Here is a 12402-nt window from a genome sequence, read left to right on the forward strand (position 1 = left end):
ATATAAAATCATTAATTAATTATGAAACGAGTTATCATCATTCTATATGTTATACTTTCTTGTTTTACGTCCTACGCCGGTGAACGGTATGATGTGGTGATCGTTGGAGGTACACCCGGAGGAATTATGACAGCCATATCGGCAGCAAGGGAAGGAAAGAAAATACTTCTCCTGGAACGAACCGCATACATCGGCGGGCTACCGGCAAACGGATTGGGAGCAACCGACTTAGCTACCCGTGGCGCCACTACCGGCTTATTTCAAGAGTTCCTCGATAGGAACCTAAAACATTATACAGATAAATACGGAGCCGGTTCCCAACAAGTTAAAGATTGCAACGGAGGCTTCTATTTTGAACCATCGGTAGCCTATAACACGTTGCAAACCATGCTCAATGAACGCAATGACCTGATTACCGTTCTTACGATGAGGCAGTTTGATTCAGACCCCAGGCATGTACAATTGGAAAACGATAGAATTACGTCCATCCAAATACTGAACCGAAACAATCAGGAAACAGAAACGTACCGGGGTAAGGTCTTTGTCGATGCCACCTACGAGGGAGATCTGGCTGCCGCTGCCGGAGTACGCTTCAGAGTCGGCAGAGAAGGAAAGAGCGAGTTCGATGAACCGGGAGCAGGAAAAGTCTACAAATACTGGGGTGGAAAAGAGCAGGATTGCAGCACCTTTATAGGCGATAATGCCATTCAGGCGTACAACTACCGGTTGTGCCTGACCGACGATCCTTCGAATATGATTCCCATACAAAAGCCTTCCAACTACAACCGGGAAGATTATCAATCATTAATTGAAGATATCTGGACAGGCAGGCATACAGGTGTGCAAATGGAACAGGTAACCCCGGAAATACTTGAGGAAAACCGGAAGCATATAGCAAAGGGCAACCCTACCAAGCTCCCGGGCGACCGATGGGGCATACACAAAATCACCAACATGAAGAGAATGCCCAACGCAAAAACAGATGCAAACAATCAACACCTGTCTTTTGTCTCGACCGATTTGCCCGAAGAGAACTGGCCCTGGCCTACTTCCGGGTGGGAATGGCGAGATAAGTATGCAGAAAGGCTAAAGGAATACACATTGGGCTTGTTGTGGTTTGTACAGAATGATAAAGAACTACCGGCTCATTTCCGTAAGGCCACCCGGAAGTGGGGACTGGCTAAAGATGAATATGCCGATAATGCTAATTTCCCCCGGCAGGTATATGTCAGGGAGGGTCGGCGCTTTGAAGGAGAACACTTCTTTACGGCTCACGATGCATTGCCTGTATCCAGAGGACAAAGACCACCTGTTTACGCTACCAGTATTACAAGTAGCGATTATGCTTTAGACTCCCACGCTGTTCGCAAGCGCGAACCGGGAAAGATTAATCTGGAAGGATTCATTAGCTATGGGGCAGCTCCATACACGGTGCCTTATGGAGTAATCGTTCCTAAAGGAGTTGACAATCTGCTGATCCCGGTTCCGGCTTCCGGTAGTCACATCGGGTTCTCTACTTTACGGATGGAACCATGCTGGATGGCGCTTGGCCAGGCAGCGGGTTTAGCCGCTTCAATAGGCATTGATAAAAACATGAAGATGAAGAATGTGGATGTGTCGCTGATACAAGAAAAGCTGATTGCCCAACATGCCACCCTGATCTACTTCCGCGATCTGCCTGCAAACGACCCGGATTACGCATTAGCCCAATACATGGGCATTCGCGGGTACCTTCCCGAATGGAACGCCCAACTGGATGGTACGGTAGATAAAAAAACAGCCACCTTATGGTCTGCTCTTTCCCGGACGAAGGTTGAGGAAGGGGGAATACGTAGAACTAAACTGCAAGAAATTTATGAGAAGATTAAATAAGATAGTGACGAACATTTCATTATCCCGTATAAGGAGCATGGCAACAGTTCTTCTTTCATCGCTGTTGATATATTCCTGCGCAGTGAATAATTCCGAAGAGGATTTGACGAAGTATGTAGACCCATTTATCGGGAATGCAGATAACGGACATACATTCCCGGGGGCCTGCCTGCCTTTTGGAATGATACAGGCAAGCCCGGAGTCGGGTAACAGAAGCTGGCGGTACTGCTCCGGCTATAATTATGATGATGAGTTTATTTACGGATTTGCCCAAACCCACCTTAACGGAACCGGGGTTCCCGATCTGGGCGATATACTGATGTTTCCTTTCTGCAAGAATACCGGTCAGGATTTTAAAAGCAGATACAACAAAGAAAACCGGAAAGCATCTCCGGGGTATTATGCTGTGGAGTTGACCGATGCCGGTGTAGCTGTGGAACTAACAGCCACCCATCGTACCGCATTCCATAAATACACCTTTCATGGCGATTCTCCGGCACAGGTCTATATAGATTTAACCGGCGGATTAACAGATAAGTCGATCTCTCACCCCCGGACAAGGAAGATATTTGCTTCTCAGGTTGAGATGCCGGACAATAAAACCATAACCGGATTCAACCGGGTAAAAGCATGGGTGGAACGTGATGTTTATTACGCTATACAATTTGACCGGCCCTATACCATCGTTGAGGAAATATCCGGGCAGGATACCAATGCAAAGCAGGTCATCCTTGCGTTTGATATTCAAAAGGGCGAGTCTGTACAGGCAAAGATTGGTTTATCTACCGTGAGCATAGATGGCGCTAAGGCTTCTTTGGAGAAAGAGAACCCCGGGTGGGACTTCGCACAGGTAAAGAAAAAGGCGGCACTGACATGGAATGAGTTACTCTCCCGGGTTCGGGTGCAAGGCACGGAAGAGCAGAAGACGGTGTTTTACACTTCCCTATATCATTTGTACATACAGCCTAATGACATCACAGATACAGACGGGCGGTATAGGGGCGTTAATGATAGCGTTTTCCATGCTGCACGCGGAAGCTATTATTCAACTCTATCGCTGTGGGACACCTATCGGGCAGCTCATCCCCTCTATACCATTCTGACTCCCGAACGAGTAGACGATATGGTTCAGAGTATGCTCGATCATGCTAAAGTGCAAGGCTTTCTACCTATATGGACACTGTGGGGTAAAGAGAATTTCTGTATGATTGGCAATCATGCTATCCCTGTTATGGTTGATGCATACCTGAAAGGATTTACCGGTTTTGATGCCGGAGAAGCTTTCCAGGCTATAAAGAATTCATCAACCACAAGTCACATGAAGTCCAACTGGGAAATATATATGCAATATGGGTACTATCCGTTCGACCTGGTTAAAGAGGAGTCTGTATCGCGTACACTGGAAAGCTGTTACGATGATTATTGTGTGGCACAAATGGCCAAAGCCTTAGGCAAGGAAGATGATTATATTTGTTTTACCAAACGAGCCGGATTCTATAAAAACCTTTTTGATACCGAAACCCGCCTCATGAGAGGCAGAGATAGTAACGGCAACTGGCGGACTCCTTTTCAAACCTTTTCCTTATCCCATGCCGGAACAGCCGGAGGAGATTATACCGAAGGTAACGCCTGGCAATATACCTGGCATGTGCAACATGACATTAACGGCTTGATTGAACTGATGAACGGCAAAGAAAACTTTGTTTCAAAGCTCGATTCATTATTCTTTCTGGATACACGGGCCGAGAACAGAGGGTTCACCGGAGATGTTACCGGACTGATCGGGCAATACGCCCACGGAAATGAGCCCAGCCATCATGTGGCTTATATGTATAGTTATGCGGATAGAAAAGATAAAACCGAGGAACTGATTCGGGAGATATTCGACCGCTTCTACCTGCCCGAACCCGATGGTTTATGTGGAAATGATGACTGTGGGCAGATGTCTGCATGGTATATCTTTTCGGCTATGGGCTTTTATCCTGTCGATCCGATAAGTGGCGAATATGTTTTGGGAGCACCCCAGATAGAGCAAATCACACTTTCATTGCCTGGCAACAAAACGTTTACGGTTGAAGCGAAGAACCTGACGAAGGAAAACAAATATGTAGAGTCTGTAGTGTTGAACGGTAAATCGCTTACGGGATTAACCATTAAACACCAGGATATAATGAATGGTGGCAGTCTTGTCTTTACAATGAAAGGAAAATAAGAACGCTAAATTAATTATAATGAAAATAAGTATTAAAAACCCCAAACTACAGTTCTGGTTGGCTCTGCTTGTATGTACAGTACTATCACAAACTGTAGTTTGCCAATCCCAAAGATTCCGCACCGGTTTTGATTTTGACTGGAAGTTTACCCTCGGCGACCCTCGTAATGCCATGTCTCCGGCGTACAACGATGCCGGATGGACTGAAGTCCAGTTACCGCACGATTGGAGCATATCCTTGCCCGTAGAGAAAAGTAAGGGAGTAAACATGGGCTTCTTCCCCGGAGGAATAGGCTGGTACCGGAAAACCTTTGAAGTTCCGGTCGAATACAAAGGCAAGAAAGTTTCCATTCACTTTGATGGGGTGTACCATCAGAGTGATGTGTACATTAACGGAAAGCATCTGGGCTTTTACCCATACGGGTACATTGGCTTTGAATATGACCTTACGCCTTATTTAAAATACGGCGAGGAGAATACAATTGCTGTACGTGTAAACCATTCGGATTCGCCCTCATCGCGCTGGTATTCCGGTTCCGGCATGTATCGGCACGTATGGCTCACTGTGACCGCCCCGGTGCATATTTCCACATGGGGCACGTACGTTACCACTCCTCATATCGGAGCAAATACGGCCGATGTGCATATCGTTACCTCTATGGAGAACCACTCAAAAGCAATAGCAAACGTAGTTCTTGAAAGTAGGGTTAAGGATGCGACGGGAACAATCCTTGCGTCCACCCGCAATGCCGTAGTTTTGAAGAAGAACGCCTCGCAGGATGTTGAGCAACGTGTACAAATAAATGCACCCATATTATGGTCGGTAGATTCTCCTTATCTATACGCACTGGAATCTGTTGTTTGGTCCGGAGATAAAGTGGTAGATGTGTATCACACTCCATTCGGTGTCCGTTCTTTTAAGTTTGACCCTGATACGGGCTTCTTCCTGAATGGACAACCTTTAAAGATGAAGGGCGTAAACCTGCACCAGGACGCAGGCGCACTGGGCACCGCCGTACCCGACAAAGTATACGAGCGTAGACTAAAAATACTCAAGGCGTACGGATGTAATGCCATCCGGTGCAGCCACAACCCGCCTGGTCCCGAGTTTCTGGACTTGTGCGACCAGTTGGGATTCCTCGTTATCGATGAGGCTTTTGATAAATGGAAAAGCGGATATTATGCACAGTACTTTGACCGGTGGTGGCAAAAGGACCTGGATGGCATGTTGCGACGCGATAGGAATCACCCTTCCATTATTATGTGGAGCGTAGGCAATGAAGTCGTGGAACAAGATTATACCACCACTGAAGGTTGCGACCGGGCTAAGATGTTGCAGGATTATGTACATCGCATCGAACCCACCCGTCCGGTTATGCTTGCCATAGCCCCCGGCAAGCTGGACGAAAGGAACTACAACAAAACGGGCTTCACGGAGGTTATGGACATCGTGGGCTATAACTATCAGGAGCCTTTGTATCTGGACGATAAGAGGGATTTTCCCGGACGGATCATGTTCGGATCGGAGGTCTTTCCTTTCTTCCGGGGGCGGAAAGAGAATATCCGGGGGTACTTCCCTGTTAATCCGTGGTACGATACGGAGAAAGACTTCATATTCGGGCAGTTCATCTGGGCGGGTATTGATTACCTGGGCGAAAGTAGCGGATGGCCAAGCAAGGGTTGGGCAACCAGTCCGTTCAATACCTGCATGTTCGATAAACCCTTTGCTGCCTTCTTCCGTTCGGTTTGGAGCGATGAGCCGGTAGTCAGTATAGCGGTTGTGGACCAGTCGTTGAATATCGACCCGGGGAAAGACCATTGGAGCTGGCCTTTTATGGCATCGCACTGGAATTTCCCGCAGTACAAGGGTCATATCATTCAGGTTCAGACCATAACGAATTGTGATAGTGTGGAATTACTGATTAACAATCAGTCTATGGGGAAGAGGTGCAGAGCTGACTATGCCAATAATACGATCACCTGGTATGTGCCTTACAAGGAAGGCAAGATTGAGGCGAAGGGATATAACGATGGAATGGAGGCAGCGAATTATATGTTGCAAACATCGGGTAAACCTGCCCGGATTGTACTTTCTGCCGACGTCAACCGGTTGAAAAGCGATGGGCAAGATGTATCCCACATTACCATTTGCGTGGTCGATGAAAGGGGTATCCTTGTTCCCGATGCTGATGTGCCACTTACGGTTGAGGTCGAGGGAGAAGGCCGGTTGTTGGGACTTGACAATGGTGATCTGCGGAACCACGAGTCTTATACCGGTAATAAACTGACTACTTATTGGGGCAAAATGCTCGCCATTATTCAATCTTCGCGTTTGCCAGGCAATATCAAAGTCAGCGTAGCAGCCGAGGGGCTAAACAAAGAAGAACTAACTATAAAAGCAAAACACCATGAATAAATACATCTTACTAATTATCATATCTTTTAGTCTGTTACAGGTAAACGCAAACAGATACCCTGCTTCTTTATTCGATATCCGTTCGGATGGAACCACATTGAATACCAATTCCATACAAAAGGCTATTGATTATATACATGAAAAGGGTGGCGGCACGCTGGTATTCAGTGTAGGTCGTTACCTCACGGGCACCCTTTACCTGAAATCTAACGTTACTTTGCACCTGGAAGGTGGTGCCGTACTGTTGGGTTCCACCAATCCTTTCGACTATATAAAAGATACGTATATCGGAAGAACATCCTTACTGTTTGCCGTAAAGCAAGACAACATCGGCATCACCGGTTCGGGTATGATTGATGGGCAGGGGTTTATTACCGCAAACAATCTGGTATCTCTTATCCATCGGAAACTCGTAGACGATCCGCTTAGCCTGGATAGGCCGAATGAGGTAAACCGTCCGCATAACATCTACTTCCGCGAGTGCAGGAATGTACGGATAACAGGGGTGACGCTGAAAGATCCCGCTAGCTGGACACAGGCCTACGACCAGTGCAAGGGGGTGTATATTGATAAAATAACAGTCAACTGCAAATCGTACTGGAACAACGACGGACTGGATATTGTAGACTGCGACAGCGTGGTCATTAAAAACTCCTTCTTCGATGCGGCCGACGATGCTATTTGTTTCAAGTCGCACGAAGTAGGCAAAATGAACCAGAACGTATGGGTAGAGAACTGTGTTACCCGTTCCAGCGCCAGCGCCATCAAGTTTGGTACAGCCTCGAAAGGCGGTTTCCGCAATTTCACGATCAAGAACATAAAGGTGTACGACACTTACCGGTCGGCCATCACCTTTGCCGCTGTCGATGGCGGCACGGTTGAGAATATCCGGGTCGACAGTATCCATGCCGTCAACATAGGCAATGTCCTTTACCTGCGCATAGGCGACCGCTGGAGGCAGGGCAAACAACCTGTCATGCGAAACATCACCATCTCCAATGTATATGCCGAAGTTTCCCCGTCCAAACCCGATGCCGGATACAATTACGAAGGACCCATCGAGCACCTTCCCCGCAACATCTCGCCTGCCGGTATTATCGGTTTGCCCGAGTACCGGATTCAGGATGTCGTTCTGCGCAACATTACGATGAAATACCCGGGAGGTGCCAACCCGCTCTATGCCCGCCGTGGCCTTACACCCGAAGAACTGAACGGCATTCCCGAAATGCGGAAGTCTTATCCGGAGTTTTCTCAGTTTAAAGAGTTGCCCGCCTGGGGACTGTACATCCGCCATGCCGACCGGATTACCTTAGAGAATGTTACGTTTGAGGCCGCAGAAAAAGACTATCGTCCCGCCATCGTAACCGACGATGTAAAAGGTATCACCTTACACCAGACTTCCTTTAGTGAGCCGGGAGCTGCTGCGAAAGAGCAAGTCTTTACCTATAAAACATCATCACTTATCAGAAAATGAACCAGGCTACTTTTCAAATGAAAGTTTCCCACCTCTTCTGACACCCGGGTGTATCATATGGATGGAGTTTATATCAAAAAAACCCCGGAAATCCTCTCTTGGACTTTCCGGGGAGCAACAAAACAACTTTTCGAAGTATTGTGATATCACATCATGAATACTTCATGCTAACACGACAATAAACCGGTCAATCAGAGTCACGGTTTATCTTATAATATTTACGCATCACCACCCGTATAATACGCTGTATGGAATGATGCTTAAGCTTTTCTTCGCCGGTCTTATTCGTCATCCAACTTTAAGCCATATCGCTTGATCAGTCGGCTGATTTCCGGGTCCCTATCCGAACGGAACCATTTAGACTCGTCCAGCTTGCAAGCACTCTTCAGCTCACGAATAGCCTCCTGTTCCTTTTTAAGCCGGCAACAAAGAATGGCCATCAAATAGTGCGTATCTGCATTCTTTCGCAATTGCTTTAACAAGTCGTACGCCTTCTCATCGTAGCCCAAACAAGTCAATGCCAGTGCAGTATTATAATCGGCGTACGAATTCAATAATTGAAGCGCACGTTTATATTCGCGGTTCTTCATCAGGTCGAGCGCCTGGGCATACTCTTTCCGCTGGACGTCCGTGAATCTCGGATTGTCGAGTAGCGAACGTTTGGCCAGTTCATCCATCGAAGAAATCACATAACTCAGTGTATCTATCTGTGTGGTGCTGTAGCGGCTTCCATCGACTGCTACAAAATCTCCTTTCAGCGTCAGGTGCAGGGTATTCAACCCCGAAGTGACCGGATAAGAGGTAGTATACTTATAATTAAAGTTCCACTCGGGAGCGATGGTTGCTGTGTAATGCGCGTCTGGCAGATAAGGCGTAGGCACCATCTCCTTGAAAGCTTCCTCACGGCGGCTATCCCTGATCTCGTTCATCGCAATCTGGTCGTGCAATCGATACTTGGAAGCAATACGTATCGAGTCTGATTTGCCCGGTAGAACAGGCTTAATGTCCTCTTGCTCAATCCCATTCAGATAAAACTCGTGGAATTTCTCCGGTACAACACCAAGTACAATCTGACGTTGTACGGGAGACAAATCAATTATCTTCTGCCGCTCACTCTCATATTCGCGCCTTAATGCCACCGTATCTCCGCCAATAGCTTTATGACGTTTCAAACGGCTAACGTATGCTTTTGCATGTGCATCCAACTCACGGTTCAACTTGGTAGTCACCTGAACGTTGTACTCATCGTATTTCTTTTGCAACTCACTCCGCCATTTCAGGTACTCCTGATACTGGTTAAAACGATTATAGTAGGTGTTAATCTCATCCTTACGGCGGCGTTCCAACTCCTTTTCCGCCGCACGGCGATCAATAAAAGCCGTATCATATCCTGAGGGATCGACAATGCTGGCAATGTATTGGTCGTAACGGGTGTAATCTTCTTCCTGCTTCTTTATAAAATTCTTTCCCCGCAACACCACATCATCCAGTAAAACAAGCGAATCGTTGTGCAACAATTCCGGTGTAAGGCGGATATGATAATTGTCCGAAAGGAATTGTTTGGGAACATGTATGGCAAACTCAACATTGACATGCCCCTCCCTGACGGGAGCAAACCGGGCTTTCGACACTACCGTCACCCCGGAAAGGGCGTAGACATGATTGGTGTCTAGTCGCATAGGAGTATCTTCTACATAAACAGACGTATGCGTATCGTCCGGTTTAGCAGTAGTATACTCTACCTGCTCGCTCAATACATGGGCACCATTAACCGCCTGTGAGGAGCCATCATTCGGATGCGAAATCCGAATACCGCCGCTGGGAAGCAGGAACAGGGCTTCTGTTTGGTGAGTTTGTTGGTGGTAACTGCTGCTACGGCACGAAAACAAACTCCCCAGTAGAAAACATAAAACAATGAAATAACCAGTATATATCGAAATTTTTTTATTCATCTTATTTCTGTGACCTCTACCTGTACATTCATCTTTTCCTTGCACGCTTAACTTCATCAGCACGTTTGGCAGCCAACTCGGATTGATTGTGCGAAGCCTCGCTCACGCCTGCCTGGTGGGCTTGGGAAAGATATTTCTCTGCCTCATCCAAATTTCCCTGAAGCAGATATACCACACCCAGATTGTTCCACACCACCGGTATGTCGCGTACTTTATCCAACAAACGGTATGCCGTATTCAATTCGTTATTCTCTATCAGCAGAGCAGCAGCATTGTTCAATGCAACGGCATCATCTCCGTAATATTTGGGTATGGTTTCAGTAATGATGTGCATATATTCCGGGCTATCCTTACCATAACTCTCGGCCACGCGGTACAGCTCGGCTTGCGACAGATCCTCCGGATTACTCTCAGCCAGCGTCTTGGCCTCAATATTATCATAACTACGCACCGCATAATCAATCTGATATTCCACACGGCGAAGTTCGGGGAAGATATCGCGAAGCAGACGAGAGTAAACACTCAGCCCTTTCAATCGACGTTCTTTCACATCAGGAGCATCATTGCTATCGATAATAGCCAGAATTTCGCTTCGTTGCGGAAGACTCTGGTTGCTCTCGACACGGGTTTTCAGACCCTCCCAGTCTTCGGCAACAGAACGCACGGTAAAGATTCTATCAGAAAGAGCATACCGGTTGCGCATATAATCCTTCAAAGCCACAGCACGTCCCTGCGCCAGACGCTCGTTATTTGTATATCCGCCTTCGGGAGAAGCATAACCTTCAATGAAAAGACCGGTTATCCGGGCATCACTGTTGCCCATCACATCCAGCATCGCCTCATTTATCTTACCTAACTCGACCGGATTACGACGAAAATCTGTCTGAATATTCGTACGGTTCACCTGGAAGTCCAAAAAAGCACTTCCCTGGCGGCTACGTGTTTTGGCCTTATCCTCCGGAGCCACAATAGCCAACAATGGTTTAACGGCATAAGGCTCGCGAGCACTCATGTCCACACGATTGGCCAATGTATAGGTATATAGATGGAGTTCGCCCGCACAATCGTACGCTTCCTGTTTAAGAACCAGTCGTGCATCGTCCATCCACTCCTCATGAGGAATACTGAACGCGTACTCCAACGTATCTCCGGCATACCGGCCTACGTTGATCTGTAAATAAGGCGTTTCGTACTCGGAAAGCCATTTCTCGCTACATATTGCAAACCAGCGCCGGTTCAGGTTTGCCCGCTCTTCACCGGTAAGCTGGATATAAGGAAACACAAATCTGTTCTGATTATCGTCCGTCAGCTCCGGTTCAAAAATCATGAACGAACAAGAAGGAACGGCACGCGAATCAACCTGAAGGCGGAAACGAATATGAATGCTGTCGTTCTCTTCACGAAACTCTTTATGTTCAATATGGAATGCACCGCGAAAATCCTGCGCCAACAAAGACAGACTGCAAAAAAGGAATAGCGATGATAATATAGATAAACGAAATATATTCATGGTGATATTTACTGTTTGACGATTTACGATTGAAGTTACTACTTGATAACATAAATGAGCGAAACGCCCGCCTTAGTCACACCGAAATAATGTTTGTGATTCTTAGCCAGATAATCGCCACAAGTTCTACACTCATATTTTTCGTAACGAAGGTAGGCATAGCCCACTCCGATTGTTGCTTCGATCGACCAACGTTTGGATAGCAACCAGTGGTAACCATAAGATCCGCCGACGCCAGCCAACCAGCCTTCATAACGGTGATCGCGCATTGGCCCACCAAAAGGAAGCCGCCCTACATTGTAATAGGCATAATGAGCATGGGCTCCCAGAAAATGACCATAAAAAGGCTCGCAGAGCCAATAACGCAACTCCGGTTGCACAAGCAAATGCTTCAACTTCCGGTTCTCCGAGAAAGTCCACGGATTATAATTCACGGGGAAATCTAATGTCAGTTTACGATTAAGTTTCACCTCTACTCCCAGGTTGAAAGAGGTGGTAGCGTCGTATAGCAGATTCGTTTTTATACCAAAGCGAGGAGTAGTAGGGACTTTACGACCCTCTGGGTCGTAAATGCTACCCGAAGACTGACTATATAAATAAGGTATAGAAAACAACAAAATAAATAATATAAGTTTAAGCCTTTTTATCATGACTAGCTGTTAATAGTGGATGTATAGAAACCAGTTTCTCTTATCGAACTCATGAGTTGTTTATTTATCGGTCTATGAAGAGTATGTTTTAATTCTATCACTTTCGGAGTGATGGAAAAGAAAAGACAAACAGTGTAACTGCCTAGCATTCAGGAACTCCGAATAACAGAGAGAGAAAGGGTTTTAAAACAGGCGGACACTTTTAAAACAAACATACAACGAGGTGTGCACTTTGCGGGCTAAAACGATGTTATACAATCAGTTATATATATATAACTGAGGATAGCCTGTTTCAAGAACGTGCCAGACATTGAAA

At 46.6% G+C, this 12402-nt stretch carries 7 protein-coding genes; 4 read left to right on the plus strand and 3 right to left on the minus strand.

Translation table 11 applies throughout. From position 1 onward, the window contains the following. Positions 1-21: 21 nt before the first annotated feature. From D0T87_RS01695 to D0T87_RS01710, 4 genes are read left to right on the plus strand one after another with little or no spacing between them, the layout of a single operon-like run. Positions 22-1872 carry an FAD-dependent oxidoreductase gene (locus D0T87_RS01695; protein ID WP_163172188.1) on the plus strand — a complete coding sequence of 617 codons (1851 nt, stop codon included), beginning with the start codon at positions 22-24 and terminating at the stop codon, positions 1870-1872. Continuing rightward, positions 1856-4084: a GH92 family glycosyl hydrolase gene (locus tag D0T87_RS01700; protein WP_239063411.1), complete on the plus strand. Its 2229-nt coding sequence runs from the start codon at positions 1856-1858 to the stop codon at positions 4082-4084. The genes D0T87_RS01695 and D0T87_RS01700 overlap by 17 nt, the downstream gene beginning before the upstream one ends. 19 nt (positions 4085-4103) lie before the next feature. Next, positions 4104-6500, plus strand: a complete 2397-nt coding sequence (locus D0T87_RS01705) for a glycoside hydrolase family 2 TIM barrel-domain containing protein (RefSeq protein ID WP_163172190.1) — start codon at positions 4104-4106, stop codon at positions 6498-6500. Beyond that, on the plus strand, positions 6493-7974 hold the full coding sequence (locus tag D0T87_RS01710; protein ID WP_163172192.1) for a glycoside hydrolase family 28 protein: 1482 nt from the start codon (positions 6493-6495) through the stop codon (positions 7972-7974). Before D0T87_RS01705 ends, D0T87_RS01710 begins: the two co-directional genes overlap by 8 nt. A 281-nt stretch (positions 7975-8255) precedes the next feature. Here the strand turns inward: D0T87_RS01710 and D0T87_RS01715 are convergent, their stop codons facing one another. The 3 genes from D0T87_RS01715 to D0T87_RS01725 are packed head-to-tail and all read right to left on the minus strand — an operon-like array spanning position 8256 to position 12086. Further along, positions 8256-9926: a type IV pilus biogenesis/stability protein PilW gene (locus D0T87_RS01715; RefSeq protein ID WP_163172194.1), complete on the minus strand. Its 1671-nt coding sequence runs from the start codon at positions 9924-9926 to the stop codon at positions 8256-8258. Positions 9927-9954: 28 nt separating this feature from the next. Continuing rightward, positions 9955-11436, minus strand: a complete 1482-nt coding sequence (locus tag D0T87_RS01720) for a tetratricopeptide repeat protein (protein ID WP_163172196.1) — start codon at positions 11434-11436, stop codon at positions 9955-9957. A gap of 38 nt (positions 11437-11474) precedes the next feature. Beyond that, entirely contained in the window at positions 11475-12086 is a 612-nt protein-coding gene (locus tag D0T87_RS01725; RefSeq protein WP_163172198.1) for a DUF3575 domain-containing protein, read from the minus strand. Positions 12087-12402: the final 316 nt, after the last annotated feature.

The sequence above is a fragment of the Bacteroides sp. 51 genome, from assembly GCF_010500965.1.
Taxonomy (GTDB): domain Bacteria; phylum Bacteroidota; class Bacteroidia; order Bacteroidales; family Bacteroidaceae; genus Bacteroides.

What these genes read in the sequence shown, in the direction of transcription:
- D0T87_RS01700 (WP_239063411.1), top strand. Translation starts at nt 1,856, where the DNA reads ATGAGAAGATTAAATAAGATAGTGACGAACATTTCATTATCCCGTATA.
- D0T87_RS01695 (WP_163172188.1), top strand. Translation starts at nt 22, where the DNA reads ATGAAACGAGTTATCATCATTCTATATGTTATACTTTCTTGTTTTACG.
- D0T87_RS01725 (WP_163172198.1), bottom strand. Translation starts at nt 12,086, where the DNA reads ATGATAAAAAGGCTTAAACTTATATTATTTATTTTGTTGTTTTCTATA.
- D0T87_RS01715 (WP_163172194.1), bottom strand. Translation starts at nt 9,926, where the DNA reads ATGAATAAAAAAATTTCGATATATACTGGTTATTTCATTGTTTTATGT.
- D0T87_RS01710 (WP_163172192.1), top strand. Translation starts at nt 6,493, where the DNA reads ATGAATAAATACATCTTACTAATTATCATATCTTTTAGTCTGTTACAG.
- D0T87_RS01720 (WP_163172196.1), bottom strand. Translation starts at nt 11,436, where the DNA reads ATGAATATATTTCGTTTATCTATATTATCATCGCTATTCCTTTTTTGC.
- D0T87_RS01705 (WP_163172190.1), top strand. Translation starts at nt 4,104, where the DNA reads ATGAAAATAAGTATTAAAAACCCCAAACTACAGTTCTGGTTGGCTCTG.